General features: G+C 43.4%; 16 protein-coding genes. 10 read left to right on the top strand and 6 right to left on the bottom strand.

The window, feature by feature from the left end; all coding sequences use genetic code 11:
* Positions 1–40 precede the first annotated feature (40 nt).
* A complete protein-coding gene (locus tag ACWATR_RS22615) occupies positions 41–1,495 on the top strand; it encodes a dihydrolipoyl dehydrogenase family protein (protein WP_460337297.1) in 1,455 nt (484 codons plus the stop codon).
* Between the two features lie 97 nt (positions 1,496–1,592).
* Here ACWATR_RS22615 and ACWATR_RS22620 read toward each other — a convergent pair whose 3' ends face one another.
* Both ACWATR_RS22620 and ACWATR_RS22625 read right to left on the bottom strand, forming a co-directional pair.
* The gene (locus ACWATR_RS22620; RefSeq protein ID WP_460337300.1) at positions 1,593–2,303 is read right to left on the bottom strand and encodes a diacylglycerol/polyprenol kinase family protein; all 711 of its coding nucleotides are present in this window, start codon (positions 2,301–2,303) and stop codon (positions 1,593–1,595) included.
* Between the two features lie 38 nt (positions 2,304–2,341).
* A complete protein-coding gene (locus ACWATR_RS22625; protein WP_460337303.1) occupies positions 2,342–4,105 on the bottom strand; it encodes a DUF3685 domain-containing protein in 1,764 nt (587 codons plus the stop codon).
* A gap of 143 nt (positions 4,106–4,248) precedes the next feature.
* Between ACWATR_RS22625 and ACWATR_RS22630 the strand changes: the two genes are divergently transcribed.
* On the top strand, positions 4,249–7,272 hold the full coding sequence (locus tag ACWATR_RS22630) for a pentapeptide repeat-containing protein (protein ID WP_460337306.1): 3,024 nt from the start codon (positions 4,249–4,251) through the stop codon (positions 7,270–7,272).
* Positions 7,273–7,358: 86 nt separating this feature from the next.
* Here the strand turns inward: ACWATR_RS22630 and ACWATR_RS22635 are convergent, their stop codons facing one another.
* Positions 7,359–7,805, bottom strand: coding sequence for a Fur family transcriptional regulator (locus ACWATR_RS22635; protein WP_069072063.1), 447 nt, complete (start codon positions 7,803–7,805; stop codon positions 7,359–7,361).
* A 667-nt stretch (positions 7,806–8,472) separates the two neighbouring features.
* Between ACWATR_RS22635 and ACWATR_RS22640 the strand changes: the two genes are divergently transcribed.
* The 4 genes from ACWATR_RS22640 (at position 8,473) to ACWATR_RS22655 (ending at position 11,922) form a co-directional block, all read left to right on the top strand.
* Entirely contained in the window at positions 8,473–8,958 is a 486-nt protein-coding gene (locus ACWATR_RS22640) for a CRR6 family NdhI maturation factor (protein ID WP_460337310.1), read from the top strand.
* A 383-nt stretch (positions 8,959–9,341) separates the two neighbouring features.
* Positions 9,342–10,019 (top strand): two-component system response regulator RppA, encoded by a 678-nt coding sequence (gene rppA / locus ACWATR_RS22645; RefSeq protein WP_460337313.1) that lies wholly within the window; start codon positions 9,342–9,344, stop codon positions 10,017–10,019.
* Between the two features lie 3 nt (positions 10,020–10,022).
* Positions 10,023–11,477 carry a sensor histidine kinase gene (locus tag ACWATR_RS22650; RefSeq protein WP_460337316.1) on the top strand — a complete coding sequence of 485 codons (1,455 nt, stop codon included), beginning with the start codon at positions 10,023–10,025 and terminating at the stop codon, positions 11,475–11,477.
* A 70-nt stretch (positions 11,478–11,547) separates the two neighbouring features.
* Positions 11,548–11,922, top strand: coding sequence for a DNA-binding protein (locus ACWATR_RS22655; protein ID WP_069072059.1), 375 nt, complete (start codon positions 11,548–11,550; stop codon positions 11,920–11,922).
* Positions 11,923–12,136: 214 nt separating this feature from the next.
* On the opposite strand, the gene ACWATR_RS22660 is transcribed toward ACWATR_RS22655, so the two are convergent.
* Entirely contained in the window at positions 12,137–13,096 is a 960-nt protein-coding gene (locus ACWATR_RS22660; protein WP_460337320.1) for a glycosyltransferase family 9 protein, read from the bottom strand.
* A gap of 69 nt (positions 13,097–13,165) precedes the next feature.
* Between ACWATR_RS22660 and ispD the strand changes: the two genes are divergently transcribed.
* From ispD to ACWATR_RS22675, 3 genes are all read left to right on the top strand, one after another.
* Entirely contained in the window at positions 13,166–13,855 is a 690-nt protein-coding gene (gene ispD, locus ACWATR_RS22665) for a 2-C-methyl-D-erythritol 4-phosphate cytidylyltransferase (protein ID WP_460337324.1), read from the top strand.
* A gap of 218 nt (positions 13,856–14,073) precedes the next feature.
* A complete protein-coding gene (scpB, locus tag ACWATR_RS22670) occupies positions 14,074–14,622 on the top strand; it encodes an SMC-Scp complex subunit ScpB (protein ID WP_460337327.1) in 549 nt (182 codons plus the stop codon).
* A 174-nt stretch (positions 14,623–14,796) separates the two neighbouring features.
* The gene (locus ACWATR_RS22675) at positions 14,797–15,144 is read left to right on the top strand and encodes a DUF760 domain-containing protein (protein ID WP_335104656.1); all 348 of its coding nucleotides are present in this window, start codon (positions 14,797–14,799) and stop codon (positions 15,142–15,144) included.
* Between the two features lie 241 nt (positions 15,145–15,385).
* Here the strand turns inward: ACWATR_RS22675 and ACWATR_RS22680 are convergent, their stop codons facing one another.
* Positions 15,386–16,594, bottom strand: a complete 1,209-nt coding sequence (locus ACWATR_RS22680) for an HhoA/HhoB/HtrA family serine endopeptidase (RefSeq protein WP_460337332.1) — start codon at positions 16,592–16,594, stop codon at positions 15,386–15,388.
* Between the two features lie 363 nt (positions 16,595–16,957).
* Between ACWATR_RS22680 and ACWATR_RS22685 the strand changes: the two genes are divergently transcribed.
* A complete protein-coding gene (locus ACWATR_RS22685; protein ID WP_460337335.1) occupies positions 16,958–17,851 on the top strand; it encodes a LysM peptidoglycan-binding domain-containing M23 family metallopeptidase in 894 nt (297 codons plus the stop codon).
* 45 nt (positions 17,852–17,896) lie between these two features.
* On the opposite strand, the gene ACWATR_RS22690 is transcribed toward ACWATR_RS22685, so the two are convergent.
* A complete protein-coding gene (locus ACWATR_RS22690) occupies positions 17,897–18,928 on the bottom strand; it encodes a cysteine hydrolase family protein (RefSeq protein ID WP_460337339.1) in 1,032 nt (343 codons plus the stop codon).
* Positions 18,929–18,956: the final 28 nt, after the last annotated feature.

Here is an 18,956-nt window from a genome sequence, read left to right on the forward strand (position 1 = left end):
GCCCCATGCCCAATGACAAATGACAATTGACAAATGACAAATGACAATTGACTACGATGTTGTAATTATTGGTGGCAGTCTTGCTGGATACTACGCTGCTCTTGCTGCAACCCAACTACGTGCCACAGTTGCCCTGGTGGAACCTAAAGTAGACTACGGGTTCACTCATCACCATGCTCTTACCGAAATCGGTAAACTGGCGCAGAAGTTGAATGATGCTGCTGGTTTTGGTATTTATGCCACACACACTAATACCTCAGAAGAACGCCACATATCTATGGCATGGCGAGAAGCAATGCTGTATGCTCAATGCGTCGCCTCAAATCTCAAAGAACAGCATTCTCCAGCCATCCTAGCCGCACAGGGAGTCGATGTCATCGTTGGCAGTGGTCAATTTCAATCTTCACCCCAACTAGCTTTTGCCGTTAACAATCGCCTTCTACGCGCCCGTACCTATTTACTAGCCAGTGGTTCGCGTCCAGAAATTCCAAAGATTGACGGATTGGAAGCTACAGGCTACTTTACCCCATCTAATATTTGGCAATGCCTTAATCAAGCGACATTAAGCAAAAATTGGGTAATTATCGGTGGTATTCCTCAAAGCATTGAAATCGCTCAAACTTTAGCGCGGTTTGGTTGCAGTGTGACGTTGGTAGTTAAGCATCCGTATCTTCTACCCAATATTGACCCTGAGATAGCCATATTGCTTCAGGCACAGTTGGAAGTCGAAGGTGTGCGCGTCCTCACCGATAAACCAGTGACTCAGGTGAGGGTAATTGAGAATAAAAAGTGGATTCAAGCAGGAGATAAGGCCATTGAAACTGATGAAATTTTAGTGGCAACTGGACAACAGCCGAATCTTGAATCTCTAAATTTGGCAATGGTAGGCGTTAAATGGCATCGGCGTAGCTTAGTGGTGAATGATAAACTGCAAACCACTAACCAGCGCATTTACGCTTGTGGTGATGTAATTGGCGGTTACGAATTTGCGAATGTCGCTAATTATGAAGCAAAAATTGCCCTGAACAATGCACTGTTTTTCCCCAGATTACGAGTAAACTATCGCTCCATTCCTTGGGCAATGTTTTCTGTGCCGATGCTGGCCCAAGTTGGTCTGACAGAGGCTCAGGCAAAACGCCAATTTCGTCGAGATGAAGTTTTAGTTTTGCGACAGTATTTTAAAACGGTTGCAGCAGCTCAACTTCGGGACGAAACCACTGGTATATGTAAATTAATTGTGCTACAAAATGGTGAAATTTTGGGAGCTTCGATATTAGGGACAGAAGCTGGAGAATTAATTAATTTGATTGCCTTGGCAATGTCACAAAAAATTAAAGTCAAAGATTTAGCGAATTTATCTCCCGTCTATCCCAGTTTCTCAGAAATTCTGGAACAAACAGCAAGAGAGTGGAGTAAGCAAAAGTTAAATAGCAACATTGCTTTGCAAGAGTTTTTAGAAGGCTTTTTCCATTTCCGCCGCAATTGGAATTTGTGAGTTAGGAGTTAGGAGTTTGGTTAAGGCAAGAGACGGCGATTTATCGCGTCTTTCAATCTAACCGAACCGTATTGGGTACGAGGTCATTGGGAGTTCTTTAAAATCCCTGCATGATAATCCAAACTACCCCAGCCGCTACTAGAGGCACGCTGAGGTTATCTGTGCCGTGAGGTGAGACTGCCTCTGCTAGGGTTGCGAAAGTAGCAGTTACCACAGCCGTTAACAAAGCCCATCCTAAAGCTAAAGGTGTTGCTAAGGGACTCAGGAACGAACCAGGTAGCAACAACAGCACCAAGAAAATCACCACTGTACTCGCTACAAACATCGCTGCTGAACCTTCCCAGGAACGTACAGAATTGCCCACTTGGTACTTATGCTGTCCGAAGCGTCTACCGATTAATGCTGCTAGTGCATCACCCCAGGTCATTGCCATTATCCCAGCTACAGCGATCGCAACACTATCTACTGGCCCATCTGGTCGCCACAGTAACCCAAACAACAGCGTCACTGAGATAGCAAAATAAACTGTGCCAGGTGAGCTATCCTGGCTATCCATTGCGCCGATGAATCGGTAGCGGTAAAACAGGTAGTTGAGTCCGATAAAGGTAGCAAAAGGTATAATTCCGATTTCCCAGCGATTAAATAGCAGCAGGATGCCGAAAACCCACATTCCTGCACCAATATGGATTACTTTGCGGGTCAAATCTGGCTTTACGCCCAATAGCCTACGCAGTCCTTCGCCAATAATAAGCAGACTAGTTGCGTAAATATAAGAAATTGCTAGCCCGATAAAATCATTGTTTGTCATTTGTTATTTGTCATTGGTCATTTTGCTTCCTGGCTTGTTCACTTCGTCCGATCGCTATTTTTTCTAAAGTTCTTTTCTATTAACGAAACACTACCAATACCTTGAAGAATACCACGACCGATTAAACCTAAACCCCTACCAATTATTTGGGTTAAAATGAAGACTATACCGCTACCTACAAAGGCTACTAATGTTTTTAAACGCGGTGCGATCGCATCACTAAATTCTAAAAATAATGTCACTACTAAAGGAATATTAGAAAGTTTGGCTAACTCCTGATTTCGAGGAGCATAAACTGAAGTCTTGGCAATACCACGAGGCGCTATTACAAATAAATCATAACGGCTTTCAAAAACTGCTTTTGGCTCATCTATATAATTTTTTAACCGATATTTCCATGATAAATCGTTTCTAAACCGTTCAATCTCTCTTGTAGAAATAAATTGGCGACTATATAAATTTTGCTTAATCGTTTCTACATCTGCCAAAGAGTTGAGTAGTGGTTGCACTACACCATTCGCCACCTGAATCAACAAGTTCTCTAAAATCATTAATGCTTGGGACTTGGCTTCATGGCTCACTGCGGGATAAGAGCCATTATCAATATACAATTCTGTTTGAAATAGTAGATAACAATACAACTCACAAACTAGCGGAATTTGATTGAGGATATCTCTTTGTACTACTTCTGTATTTTGCAGTAATAAATTAACAATTTCTATGTTTCTATCACCTAATTTTATTCTAGAAAACCTTCCAAAAAAATCTGTAATTGCTGATTCCCATAAATCGCGCAACAAGATAGATTTCACTTCATATAATTGATTAATCTCAATTTGAGAAGTACGCAGTTCATCCAACTGATCAGCTAATTTTTGTAGGATAAGATAAAGTAATTCTCGTTTTTTATCTTCGCGAAAAATGTCAATTTCTAGAGCTACATCTGTGACATTCTGTAAAGGAAATTGAAGTTTGGTAATGCAAGACGCAAACAAGGCAGATTGTAGCGCTCCTGGACTAAGTAGAGGTGACATTTGCCTTTGCTGAATAGCACTACTCAACGAAGGAGTCAAAGGCGGCTCATCAGCAACCGGAATATCTTCCTCTCGCCTTTCTTGTGATGAAACCAACAACCGATTTAGCAACCAACGAGCTGCTAGCAGTTCTCGCCGCTGTCCAGCTAGAATTGCTCGATCTAGTACTGGTAATCCAGGAACTTGTAATTGGTCTGTGACTGCGGCTAGGGTAGCGTCAATGTAACCAATTCCTGACAAACGTAAATTATTTCGCAGTTTAGAAAAAGGGAGTGGGGGATGGGGAGAGACGCGATTAATCGCGTCTGTACTAGGGAGTGAGGTTGTGATTGCTTCTGTGTCCCGAAACCAATAGGAACCACCATCTGCAACTTCTTGCATGGCGGCGACTAATTCAGGAAGTGGTGTACCTTTGGGGCAGTAGCCATTTACACCAATAGATTTTGCAGCTAATAGCAATCCTGGTTCTTGCACAGAACTGAGGAGCAAAATTGGCAGGTTGGGATATAAGGCTTTGAGTTGCCGACAGAATTGTAAACCTAGTTGTTGGCTGATGCTAGAGCGACCATTACCTAATTCCAAAACTACCAAATTTAGCTGGTTGGGGTCTTCTTGGGCAATTTCTGCTAAAATTTGCAAGGCGGCGGTATCAGTTTCTACCACTGCTATTACTTCTAGGTTAGGAATTGCTTCTAGAGTTACCCGTAATCCCAGACGAAAAATCGGGTCTTGGTCGATTAACAGTAATTTTAGATGGCGATCGCTCATAGTCTACTTAATTACGCAAGCACTGTTTTTTACCAATCAGAAAACAGCTTTGATACAAAACTTTGTCTTCCTCATTGTCACCTGTTTTCGCAAACTGATAAATGGATCATAATTGCCTTGTGCAGCCTTCACTGTGTAATTAGATGAACTTGAGTATTCGGCACTGGTTGGCGGAACGCTATATCGCAATCAATCAAATCAGAGGATTTTCAGCGGGACAATTGGCAGGTATTGCCTACCGGATTGTTCAGGATATGGAAGTCAAAAGCCTCATGCCTTTTGATATCTGTACCTTGGCAGAGGTTTTAGAACTGCCTTTAGGGATTGTTTGGGAAGAAATCAGTGTCATTTCCCAGTTGACAGAAAACTTGTTGCGAAGTCTCAGCCAAAAAAAACCGTTAAAACGTAATGAAGGCACATGGCTAGCGTTTCAAATCGCCTATCTTCAAGCTTTGCAAGCAATTTTAGAGCAAGAAGTAAGCTTACAAAGACCGTGGCTAGACCGAGCAAGTATACCAATCCAAGCACAAATACTTCAAGAGGATGTGGGTAAACTCATCCTCCAAGATTCGCAACTGCAAGGATTGCTGAAAACTCTCAGCCCTGGTAAATTGACTGATACTCAAGCTGAACAAGCATTATCTTTGGTTGCAGATTCATTACTGGTGCAACAAATAAATAACGCTGCTATAGCTTGGTTAGTTGCCAATGGTGCAGAGGAAGCTGAAGCTAAACTCTTAATACAGCGTTTAGTCAACTCACTTCCTGGTGAAATACTCGTAGTTGTCACCGAGAATGCTGCCCCTTTAGCTCAACTGCAAAAATTTTTCCGTTTGGGAATTTCATTATCTCCCAGCTTGATCACCCCAGAAATTGGTTCTACAATCGCTGAAAAAATTGATTTGCACCGAGAACATTATCGTGCAAGTTTGATTAAAAATCTGAGTATGCCTTTGCTGATGGAATCCTTTGCCCTTAAGGATCTTTATGTGGCGCAAAAAGGCTTACCAATAGAAGAAAATATTTCTGAGCAAGATAAAAAAACTGTTAAACCAGTTGATTTAAAGACTTGGGCGCAACAACAGCTAACTGATTTAGAAACGATCGCTGTCATTGAATCGGAACCTGGTTATGGAAAAACTAGTTTTTGCCAACTCTGGGCAGCACAGGTAGCAGAAGAATTGTACCCTACTTGGATGCCTATATTAATTAAGTTACGGGATGTAAAATATGGCAAAACTTTTACTGAAACCCTAAATTCTGCTTTTCCTGTTAATCTTTCAACTTGGTTAGAGCAAGAAAATCTGCCTTGTCTATTGCTGCTAGATGGTTTGGATGAACTGCCCCCTTCTGCTCAAGGTATCAGGGCAAAAGCCATTTTTATTCAGCAATTACTGAACTTTAAATCTCAGCATAGACACAAAATTGTGTTAACGAGTCGGTCAACAACATTACAGGAAATCGCCCCAGAGATACCGTTGCCATTGAGGCGAATTATCATTCAGCCCTTTGATGTGGATGAACTCAAACAATGGTTTCAGCAGTGGGCAAAAGTGCAATCGTTAGCGATCGCTCAAAATTTCTTTACATTGTTAAAACAGGCGGGTTTATTTACCAGCCAGTCCAAGTTAAGAGAATTATCTGCTCTGATCCGCCAACCCTTAATGCTGCATTTATTGGGCATTTTACACCGCGATGGACTACTAGATGATGAACTATTGCAATTAGCTGCTAATGCTCCAAAGTCTTCTCTGTTATGGGAAATTCATCATCGCTTGAGTCGATGGTTGTTGGGTTATCCGCTAACTGGTGGGATCAAGACGATGCTACTGCGTTCAGGATCGGCTCATATTCATCGGACTCCAGAAGCGATCGCTAATTTACTCGCTAATCGTCATCCCCAAGATTTACTTGAGCAGATGCAAGCGATCGCTCTCAAAATTTTACACTCGCAACGTCATCAAATTAATTTGGCTGGTGAATTTAATCCTCTACCAGGGTTTTATTTTAAAATTCGGGATTTAGAAAGCGCAGCCAAAAGTAGTTTAATTCAGTTCTCGCATCTCAAGGTAGGAGAATCTCTTTGTGCAGATGCCATTGCTGCCCAACTTAAATTTCTAACTCAGTACCAAGATGAGGCTTATGGTAGCCTTGCTTTTATGCTTGATTCTCCTAGTAGCGTTGCCCAATATATTTACAATTTATTGGGTTACGGGATACTTAGCCAAGAAATTGAAGAACTGGCAGTTGCAATTTTACGCCAAGAGCAAAAGCACAAATTTTCCTTTGAAGTTTTGTTCCAACGGCTTTTGTCTTTTTGGCGTGCTTACTGTCAAGGGCGTTGGCTAGACGAAGGAATAGCCCACAAAGCTTTGACTCATTTCCACACACTGCAAAACCCGGTGAATGTTGAGCAAGTGAATGCTGCTGTGGGACTAAATGTGTTTTTATTGCTTTGTGCGTGCTACCGAGAAACAAAAATCCCTTTTTGGCCTTGTGGCAATCCACTCAATTTAACAGAATTCAATCCAGAGGCTTTAAGTGTGCTGGTTGCTAGGACAAGTGTTTTGCACAAAAACGCCTTTGCAACCCGAATCAAGTCTCTGGCTGGACTCAACCTATCGAGAGCCTCTTTGCTGCAAGTAATGTTAACTGGGATAAATCTTGAGCAAACAAACTTATCCAATGCGGAGTTAATCGGGGCGAATTTGGTTGGAGCTAATTTGCAACAGGCAAACCTCGCAGGCGCAAACCTGCAACAGGCAAACCTCGCAGGCGCAAACCTGCAACAGGCAAACCTCGCAGGCGCAAACCTGCAACAGGCTAACCTTATGGGGATAAATCTTAATTCTGCCAATCTTACTAACGCCTGTTTATTTGACGCCATTCTTACTGAGGCTAACAAAAAATTAGCTACCGATAATGGTGCATTGTTCTCTAAAGAGTCATTTCAAAAACTGAAAAATTTGCGTGGTTTACCGCCGCAGGCATCGCAGCAACCCTTCTTAAACACCGTCCAAATAGCGACAAACACAGATGCTAATTGGAGCAAGACGCCTGCGATCGGACTAATTGAAAGCTGCGAAGGAACTATTTTACCAATAGATTTATACGAAGATGATGCCGATGATGAGACAGTTTTTGGCAATAATGCTATTGGGGAATAGGGCATTGGAAAGAGGCAGAGGGGCAGGGTGCGGGGGGCAGAGGGGAAAACTCTTCTCCCTGCTCCCTTCTCCCTGCTCCCTGCTCCCTATCCCTCTTGCGGATTCCGGTAGCCAAAAAAGTTAATACTGTAGTCAGTAATCTGCACTCCTGTTTCTTCTTCAATTTTGCGGATCAAATCTTCTGGTAGTTCCACATGAACATCAAGAATTTGATTTGTATCCACACAGTTTATATGACTGTGAGAGTCACTGATATTGCCGTACAAACGCCCATCACAGCGTTCAATACATTCAATGATGCCTTGACTGGATAATGCTTCTAAGTTTTGATAAACAGAAGTATGACCGATTTCTTTGCCTTGTTGATTCAAGCGATCGTAAATCTCTCTGGCAGCGAGATGTTCATTTGCCTGCCAAAGTAGTTCCAGAATAAAGCGACGCTGACGACTGACGCGCATACCCAGAATTTGACAGCGCTCAAGCGCATCTTCTAGGGAACGAATTGGTTTTGTAGTAATTGTTTGTTTTTGCATATTACAGCTTCTTAACTGTTGGGGGAATTTTCCCGTCTAAATGTTTATTGGTTATTTAATATATGCAATCATATTGCACACCGCTGTTTTACCTATGCTTGTGTTTTGGCTTTTGATGCTGCGGAAGTCATAGGTGGCGATAATGATTTTTTTTGCTTGTTGATGGCTACTTTGTCAGACCTTAATCTAAAACAAACTCATTACAACTTTAACTTAAAATTGCTGTAAATGTCCACCTTGGGGCAAGTGTTGCCTTACCCAAGTAGGCTAATTCTAATGGCATAGTGTGTAAATCGTGTAGTAATTTATTAGTTAAATGTGAGTAATTATAACAATAATAAAAGTAATATTTAACTTTATTAAAAATCGGAAAAGTGAGCGGCGTAAGCGTAGCCAGCCACAGGCATCGCCATCGGCTTATATCAAGGCTAGTAACTGGAATGTATTTTGTTATAACCAGCAAAAATTAAGCCAAAGTATCAAAGAAATTTGATCAGGTTAGACTTGCATCTAAACCTTGTATAGGTTGACCAAATTATCAGCAAAAAAGTATCAGTAAATACTAATTGATTTGTGAACAAGACTCTGTGCTACTAAAGGTCAATCTAGCGCCAATCCCTGAAAGCTGCTACTGTAGATTCTCGATCCTACAGTTGAGCAAAAAAAAGTGGCTGCTGAGTCAAAGACAATTGCGATCGCACTCAATAATGACCTGATTAACAATCTGGATATATCTCCTGCGTCAAGGGTGATTGAACAACTGCTGCAAGATGGGGCTGCATCCCATGAACAGCAGCTACGCTTTGATATCAATTACGATCTCGAACCTGACGATCCACGGGAACTCTCAGAAATTCCAGAGGTGCGGCTGTGGTTTGTGCGCCTAGATGCCAAATACCCCTGGTTAGCATTTTTCCTAGATTGGAAAGCTGGAGAATTTGCTCGTTATGCCGCCATGCTTGTACCACACCAATTCAGTTCCAAAGAAGGCATTCAGTACAATCCTGAAGCCTTAGAAATATTTTTGATGCACAAAATCTTTGTCTTAGGTGATTGGCTCAAACAGCAAGATATCCCCAGCCTCTCGCGGCTGAAGTCCATGGCCCAAATGCTAGGTTATGAATTAGATGATGCTTTTTTTGAGATATTTTAGCTGCGTGAAAGTTAAGTTGGCACAATAAAACAGGAGTCAGAATACAGAATTCATAATTGGTGAATACTCTACCCATAAAGGGATAGAGTTTTAAGGCGTCTCTAAGAGTTGTACGGTTTTAACCAACATTCGTCACCCACTCGTACAGAATTCATACTGAATTCTGACTCCTGAGTTCTGAATTCTTCTTATAAAATCAAACTAGTACAGCTTGGCGTAAATAAGCCACCCATTTTAAATGTCTGAAACCTTTGCAAACAATTAATTACGAATTACGAATTACGAATTACGAATTACGAATTACGAATTCCGCCTTGCGGTACTAGGCTAAAACCCCATTCCCCATTCCCCACTCCCCATTCCCAACTAGCTGCAATTGAACAATGCGGATTTTGCTAGTAGAAGACGATCCAGAGCAAATTGAACCGCTCCATGACGCCTTGACTCGTTCAGGGCATATTGTGGATGCCGTCGAAGATGGGGCAACAGCCCAATGGTTGATGGGTGAAAAAGATTACGATCTGCTGATTTTTGACTGGATGTTGCCCGATGAAGATGGTATCTTTCTGTGCAAACAGTATCGTCAAGCAGGAAAAGCGGCTCCTATCTTGATGTTGACGGCAAAAGATACCACTGTCGATAAAGTGATGGGGTTAGATGCCGGAGCCGATGATTACCTTGTCAAACCTGTAGATATTGAAGAATTACTGGCACGGGTGCGGGCATTGCGACGGCGATCGCCCCTGTGGTGTGGTGATGCTTTGCAAGTCAACGGGCTATCGCTCCATCTCGACACCATGCGCCTGGAATGGGGAAGCAGTAGCTTGAAATTGAAAAGCCGAGATTTTCAGCTACTAGAGTACATGATGCGCCATCCTCGCCAAATTCTCACCCACGATCAGATCGAACAGGCACTCTGGGAATGGGGACAAGAACCTGAGAGTAATGCCGTAGTTGCTCGCATCAAACGCTTGCGTCAACGACTGCGCGAGATTGGCGTAGAAACTTGGATTGAAACCGTTTATGGCACTGGCTATCGTTTAGAACCTCCTGCGGGGTAATCTATGGCTTATCGGGTTCAACGGCTCTATCAACGCTGGCAAACTTTGCCGATTCGAGTACGGGGAACAGCGATCGTTGCCATTCCCATAACCTGCTTGTTTATGGCTCTATCAGCCTTTGCTTGGCTAAAAGCCAGTCTGGTAGAAGATGAAACCTGGGTGCAGCATACTCAAACGGTACGCCTAGAAACAAAACAGCTTCTCAACGCCTTGATTGATGCTGAAACTGGAGTTCGAGGTTATGGGCTAACTCAACGGGAGGAATTTTTGGCTCCTTATAAGCAAGCCCAGACAATTATTCCTCCATCCTTGAATCGATTAGAAAAATTGGTACAAGACAATGCCCAACAAACCCAGCAAATTCAAAAAATTCGCACACTGGTTGATGATAATTTAGAAATCTTTCAGCAGAAATTAACCTTACAGCGAGAACTGAAACGAATTCGTGGACAAACTGATACCTTGGTTCCCGTAGCGTCCCTTTATGAGTGGTTGGAGGAAGGGAAATTAACGATGGATCAGGCGCGTCAACAAATAGATCGCTTCGCTCAAACCGAGGAAGAATTATTAGTACAACGCATACAACATCAAGATTTTTATCGGCAAATTACCTGGATTGTGTTGTGTATTTCTGTTGTATTCGGGACGATCGCAGCTTTGTTTGCAGTTCATCTTTTCTATAAACTGGAGCGAGAGTTAGCGAACCGAGAAATCAATCTGCGAGAAACCAATCAGCGCTTAGAAATAGTCTGCGATCAACTCCAGCGATTTACTGCCAATGCTTCTCATGAACTCCGGGCCCCCTTAGCAGCAATCATGAGCAATGCCCAAGTTGGGCTAATGGATTTAGATGAGCTAGACGACTCACCAATGAAACTGCGAAAGCGCATTGAGAAGATTATCAGCCTTACCAAACAGATGAGTACATTGGTGGGTGATTTGTTATTCCTGGCGCGACACGAAGGATTATTGGCTCCTGACTCGATGGAATCTGTGAATTTAACAGAGCTTTTACGGAGTATGTCTACTGAATGGTTGTCACAGGCAAAAATCCATTCTTTAGAACTCACCAGCCAGTTACCCGATACGGCTGTTGTAGTTCAGGGTGATGCAAATTTGTTACAACAAGCGATCGCTAATCTCCTCAGCAACGCCTGTCGCTATACAACCGCTGGTGGAACCATTGAACTGAGCCTGATTAGACAGCTAGAACAAGCCTTAATTCAGGTTACAGATACTGGAATTGGCATTCCCAGCCATGCATTACCTCATGTATTTGAAAGATTCTATCGAGCCGATCCAAAACGTTCTAGAGCATCGGGTGGATTTGGACTAGGATTAGCGATCGCCCAGCAAATTGTTCAGGTTCACGGGGGACAAATCAGTGTCACCAGTATTCTTGATCGAGGCTCAACCTTTCAAATTACCCTGCCACTTTTGATGCACAAATCCAAATAAATTGTGGTCATTTTTTGGTCATACTTCCTGTTTACATTTTATGCAGTGAAGTTCAAACCAATAAATTCTTATGAAATCCACTGTTGCTATGACCTTTACATCTGCACTCTTAGCGGTAGTTATTCCCACCGCTCAAGCACAGATCCCAATTCGTGATTTGCAGCGCGATCCAGGAGTCAGCGTTTCTGGTGAAATTCGCAGTGTTGTTGGCAATGAATTTATTTTAGAGGACGGTACTGGACAGATTATTGTCGATGCCGGGCCACGTTGGCATCATCAGCTAAATTTGCGCCAGGGTGAAAAAGTAACTGTCGTAGGAGAATACGACGACTATGATTTTGATGCCTTTAGCATCACTCGCAGTAACGGAGAAGTGATTCGCATTCGCAATGCGGGAGGCCCACCCCCTTGGGCTGGTGGACGGGGACGGCGCGATCGCAAATAAGCACAAAGCATTGAGAAAAATCTGTTTTTTGTAGAGACGCGATAAATCGCGTCTTCAAAGACCAATTATCTACACCTAACCTCAACCGTATTGGTTTTTAGCCTGGTTGTAAATACTGAAATAACCGCAAAATCTAGCTGTCACAACCAGGTTTTGCGGTCATTCACAAACGTATAACAATAGACTTATTGCAGAAATCGGGACAAACTGCCCTTTAGCCACCCCAAATCTTTTCCAAAACGGCGTTTGGTGAAACATCCGCCGTTTTTCCCGTGGGGGATGCAATAGCCAGGAATTTATCGTTTTTCGGCAACAACTTAGCTGGATCGGTAGGCCCAAACAGAGCGATGGTATAAGTTTGGACTGCAACACTCAGTTGTAGTGCCGCATTATCAGTAGACAACATCAAATTTGCCCCGGCGATCATAGCAGTTAACTTGCCAATATCATCTGGGGAAGTCACCTTGATATCTGGAGAAGACCCCAGAAGCGATCGCACAAACTGCTCATCGTCAGTTCCCTTAATCACCACCACAGGCAGATCCGGCTGCTTGTCTTGGAAGCCTTGAATAATTTGATGCCAACTTTCGACAGGGTAGATTTTATCCTGTTCTTTAGCCTGGGATAACTGGCCAAAACCGCCATGAATCAAGATATAGCCTGTTTCATTCACCCCTAAGCGTTTTTGTTCCTTTTGTGCCCACTCAATATCTGGTTTGGGCACATTTACTGCTAACTCTGGGACAGGACTATTTATTTCCAATGGTTGCAGCAAATCGTGATATACTGCCGCCGCATACTGGGATGCTTTGAATGGCACAGCGTGGGTCAGAAAAACCGAACCTTTGCCTTTGTAGCCAATACGTATGGGAATTCCCGTCAACCAGAGCAAAAGACCGAGCAACCAAATTTGCTTAACAGCAATGACGACATCGTATTCGCGATCGCGAATGTTGCCGATCAAGTTACCCCAATCTGCCAGACTATTACGGTCTTGAAAATCAAAGTTCAGCACCTCGTGAACTGACTTGCTCACTCGGTAGGCAGCCTTTGACCGGGGTTCAACAACGACATCTATCTGAGCGTTAGGGTAATGGCGCTTCAGGTCATCTAGAGTCGGAAAGAAGAGAATTTGGTCGCCAATTCCGCCAGGTACAAGGGCTACTACTCGCATAATATTTATTGACGCTTACTCGCTCCCTATTTTAGGGGAAAATATATAGCTTAAAGATTGAGGAATTCTGTGTATTTACTAATTCCAGCTGCGGGCATCGGAAAAAGAATGGGGAGTAACCGCAATAAACTCCTGCTGAAAGTGCGATCGCAACCAATTATTGCTTGGACTCTATTAGCCGCAGAAGCCGCCAATACAATCAGTTGGATCGGGATTATTTCTCAGCCTACCGATTGGCCAGACTTCAAGGCAATTCTCGCCGATCTCAATCTGACTAAACCAGTAGAATTCATTCAAGGCGGCTCCACCCGCCAAGAATCTGTTTACAATGGCTTGCAATCTCTGCCAATAGCCGCAGAACAAGTGTTGATTCACGATGGTGCTAGATGCCTGGCCACACCAGATTTATTTAACTCTTGTGCCGAAGCCATTCGCCACTGTCCCGGTTTAATTGCTGGTGTACCCGTCAAAGACACCATCAAAGTTGTCAACGAACAAGGCATAATTCAAGAAACACCCGATAGACAAAAATTGTGGGCAGCACAAACTCCCCAAGGATTTGATGTCAAGTTGTTGAAACAGTGCCATGCTGAAGGAGTTCGTCAAGGTTGGGAAGTAACCGACGACGCCGCTTTATTTGAAAAGTGCGGTATTGAAGTGCGAATTGTCGAGGGAGAGGAGACAAATTTAAAAGTCACTACTCCTCAAGATTTAGCGATCGCAGAATTTATTCTCACAAGTAGAGGGATTGGGGATTAGGGACTGGGGACTTGGGACTTGGAACTTGGGGGAAAATTCCTCTTCTCTTTACCCTTCCTTTTGCCCAATGCCTCAATCCTCAATTCCCAGTCCCCAATCCCCAATTTAAGAGTTTCAAACAATATTTTGACAATTTACGATATAATGCCACACACTTATTGATTGTTAGTTGTCATGTACTAATGACCAATGACTAATGACCAATGACTAATAACTAAATGATTACAGCCACAGCGACGAAGATAGAAGCAATTCTTTATTTAAAGGGTAAACCCTTGTCGCTCGGCGAAATCGCCGAGTATGCTGCCTGCGATCGCGCCAGTGTCAAAGAAGGCATAATTGAACTCATGGACAACTATGCCCACCGAGATAGCGCCTTAGAGGTGGTAGAAACTCCAGATGGTTACAGTTTGCAACTCCGGTCTGATTTTCATGATTTAGTGCAAACGATGATACCAGTAGAATTGGGTGTAGGTGCATTACGGACTTTAGCTGCGATCGCCCTCAATAGTCCCATTCTCCAGAGCGACTTGATTAACTTGCGAGGTTCAGGAGTATATCAGCACGTTCCAGAACTCGTAGAACTTGGTTTCATCCGCAAACGCCGAGACAGTGATTCTCGTTCCTACTCACTCCAAGTAACCCCGAAATTTCATCAGTATTTCCAAATCGAACAACTCCCCCAAATACTTGCCACCACACAAAAGGAAGAACAACTAGAACTAGAACTAGAACTAGAACTAAAGGGAGTAGGGAGTGGGGAGTAGGGAGTGGGGGATTAGCTAGATAACGGGGATGAGGGAGCAGCGGAGGCAGAAGAAGAACTATTCCCCATTCCCCATTCCCCATTCCCCTCCTATTGACTTATACCAATGATGAATGCGCTACCCTTGTACTATGGTTTAAAGTAGAGTTAGCAATTAAGCTAAATAAAACTGCCAATGGTGTTTAATCCTGACTTTTTGAATGACAACTCCGAGGAACACCCTAATCAACTTCTTTCCGACCACTCTGAGGAATACCCTAATCAGTTACTCAAATATCTACAGCATCAGTCTCCTGATGTTTTAGCTAGGGTTGCTCAGTCCGCCAGCCCCGAAATTAAACAAATCATCTCGCAAAATGTCCAAGGGCTAGTAGGAATGCTCCCCGCAGAGAATTTCAACGTGCAAATCACAACAGATCGGGATAACTTAGCTGGACTTCTAGCGTCGGCCATGATGACGGGGTATTTTCTGCGCCAGATGGAGCAGAGAATGCAGTTAGAGCATTTGTCTAATGGTCAATAATCAATAGTCAATAGTCAAACATTCTGGGACTATTGGCCAAATAATTCGTAATTCGTAATTCGTAATTCGTAATTAAACAGGTTACAGCAACCCACACTGTAAAAATTCAGTGTTTAACAAGACAGTGGAGAGTTCAAGCTTCCACTGATAGCGCACCGTAAAGCCTTCTCTACGAAAGGTTCCCCCAATGCCTAGAGCAAGTCCGTGAGCGCCTTGTAACTACGAATTACGAATATTCTGACTACTTCTTTTCAGGATAAGCTCCTGATTGGACTTTAAAGGTTTGAATTTTACCGCTACGGTTGACTTCGATCGCTAAAACGTCGCCAACTTGGCTGGACTCTACCAGCTTTTGAACTTGGGCTGAGGTTTTGACTGGTTTACCGTTAACTTTTTGAATCACGTCTCCAGGAAGCAGTCCTCCACGCTTGGCTGGGGAATCGTCTGTGACTCCTTTAATCACAATCCCCGCATCTTGCTGAATATTCAGTTGATTTTCTTGATTAATCTGCTGTTTTCTGGTTGGAGAAAGGTCTGCCATGTCAATACCCAAAAAGGGATGTACGACACGCCCTTTGGTAAAAAGTTGATTGGCGATGCGGGCGGCGGTTTCAATGGGGATGGCAAAACCGAGTCCTTGAGCATCAGCGCGGATTGCTGTATTAACACCAATCACTTCGCCTTGAGCGTTTAACAACGGGCCACCAGAATTACCAGGGTTAATTGCGGCATCAGTTTGGATGAAGCTAACTCGCTTATCTGGGACACCAACTTGAGTGCTAGTACGATCCGTAGCGCTGATAATGCCGATAGTGACAGTATTATCTAGACCCAGAGGATTGCCAATAGCGATCGCCCATTGTCCTGGTATCAAGTTTTGTGAATTTCCCAGCTTTACTGTTGGTAAATTATCGGCTTTTATTTTCACCACAGCCACATCTGTCACAGAATCCACTCCCATCACCTTCCCCTCTAAAGTCCGACCATCCTTGAGGGTGACTTGTACTGTATCTGTATCGGCTACCACATGAGCGTTAGTGAGCAATTCTCCATTTTCGCTCAAAATGAATCCCGATCCTGTACCGCGCTCAATCCTTTCTTGGGGAATTGGTTGCTCATCTTCTCCAAAGAATCGCCGCAAGAGGGGATTTTTCAATGCATCAGAGATGGGATTAGCTACTTTGCGAGTGGCATTAATTCGCACCACAGCCGGGCCAACTTTTTGGACTGCCGTCGCAATAAAATTCACGTTATCGCCCCCAGTAGACCCAATTGCTCCGTTAGGAGAATTGGGAACTACGGATTCTGGTGGCAAAGCCATTGTTACATTTTTTAACTGTTGAAAGGAGCGACTTTGTGGCAGGAGATAGCGACTGCCCAACAAACCTGCACCACCGCCAATCACCAGTAAAAACACATAAACCGCCAGTTGCTTTAAGGATAACTTCATAATTGTTTTGCTCAAGGACAGCAATGCAGTTGCTAATTTCTAAGTGTAGTCAAGCTAACGGCAAGTGGACAGATCAATTTACGAATAATTAGGGATTGGGTATTGAGCATTGGGGACTAGGAGATCGAAAGTGGGAACTAGGAAATAGGGATTGGGGACTGGGGACTGGGGACTGGGGACTAGGAGATCGAAAGTGGGAACTAGGAAATAGGGATTGGGGACTGGGGACTAGGAGATCAGAAGTGGGAACTAGGAAATAGGGACTAGAGAAGAGTTTTCTAATATTCAATCCCCAATCCCCAATCCCCACTCCCCACTCTTCCCATCTAAAATCTAAAGTTAATGCGCTTTTGACGTTTATACATGACTTTACCTTTTCGTCAACTGTTTCTCTGTAGCTTAGTTAGCGCCTTGGGCCTAGTATCCATACTGCCAAACACCAATAGCGCCAATGCTGCTGTGGGTGGCTGCCCAACTCCAGCCTTATCTCGCTTCCAACGCCATAAAGTTGTTCGTGGCGAAACTTTGGAGAGCATAGCGCAGCGCTACAATCTCATTCCTACAACTATTATTGGCATGAATCCAGCTTTGCAGAACGGTGCGATCGCAGCCGTTGGTAGTGTACTTCAAATTCCTCCCTACAATGGGATTGTAGTCGAAGTACCTCGTGGTCAAACTTGGCGACAAGTGGCGGCACAATACAAAGTTCGTGCTGATAGTCTTTTTGAGGTGAATGGTTGCCAACAAGACCCCAGAGTTGTGTTTGTTCCGGGGGTAAATTGGTCGCCAAATGGTGTTGTAACGAAATCTCCTTTACCTGCTGATACAGGTACACCAAACCCTGCATCCCTGTCTGGATACCCCTTGGCGCAAGTGGTAACTGTGGCATTACCTTACGGCTGGCAAATTAATCCTGCAACTGGTGAAGTTTTCTTCCACAGTGGTATTGACTTATTAGCACCAATTGGTACTGATGTGCTAGCGATCGCACCTGGAACCGTAGCTTTTGCCAACGACCAAGGTTCTTATGGCAAGTTAGTCATTATCAACCATAGTGGCGGACTCCAAAGCCGCTACGCCCAGCTTGACACTATCAAAGTTACCGTCGGTCAGCAACTAAAAAAAGGAGACTTACTAGGAACGGTAGGCACTAGTGGAAGACCAACTTCCACTCAACCACATCTCCATTTTGAAGTGCGTTCTACCTCATCTCTGGGTTGGGTCGCGCAAGATCCCAAGGGTTATTTAAAGAAATGAAGGAATAGGTAATGAGGGAGACTACTAAACCCAATGCCCAATCCTCTATGCCCAATTCCCAAATTCGCTAGATTTGACGATGTGCATTCCTGCCTCTGCAAACCTTTTAAACGCTTTATCCGCCTGTTCTGTGTAGTCCACAACACCGGGGACAACAACAGGAGAAGTGCAATCTTCTAGTAGATAGATTTTTTTCGCAAGGTTAGCATCTACCTGTTTAATTTCTGTTAATAAATCATCAATTGTCCAGGCTACACAATGACTTTTAGCTTGACCACCAATAATAACAACATCAAATTCTAACAGTTGTTTAATCAGGCGCGTATTCTTTTGAGCAAGTGGACGTTGTTCAAAATCTTCCAACACCTCTGGACGTAAGATGGAATAGTTTTCTGTTAAAGGATTTTCACCTTTGATTTCAAATTGCGTCTGACTCTGACGCGCAATACCGTGAAAAAATATCGCTTCTTCTACCGATGAAACTAAAGCATGACCAATACCCCCCAACATAGAATGATAAGGCCAAATTGTGAGGGGATATTTACCATCTTGACTGAGTTGCTTAACGTAATGGTAAGCGTGTTTTTCTAATAATTCATAATCCCCATTAGTAACACTGTTAGCAACGGCTGGGTTAACTTTCCAAATACCTTGTTCAATATCTACTGGTGTGATGCTAGTCGCTGCTGGAGTGGGATGTTCTCCGGCGGCGTTCACCCAAAATATCGGATGGAAGATTTGCGTTGCTGTGTGGGTATCTAAGGTCGGTACAATTTTTGTAATTACCCCCAAGTTTTGATAGATAAACTCACATAATCTGACGTTATCATCCACCGCCGCATTTCCGGATTTACCACCTACAAATAATTCAAAACCAGGAATGCAAAAGGTGTTTTGGACATCGATTAATAGTAGACAAATACGAGTTTTATCTAAAGATGCTGGTTTAATATCGTGTTGTTTTGCCCAGATTTCAGCTTCGGCAGCACGTTCTTGGTAAGGTACGCGTGAAACTTCGCCGACCTTATCGGATTTAAAGTGCAGAGGAATGGGTTGGGTTGTTTTTTGAGTGTTCATTTAAAATCTGTAATTATTTTCTAATTAT

It is taken from the genome of Nostoc sp. UIC 10890 (genome assembly GCF_054786515.1).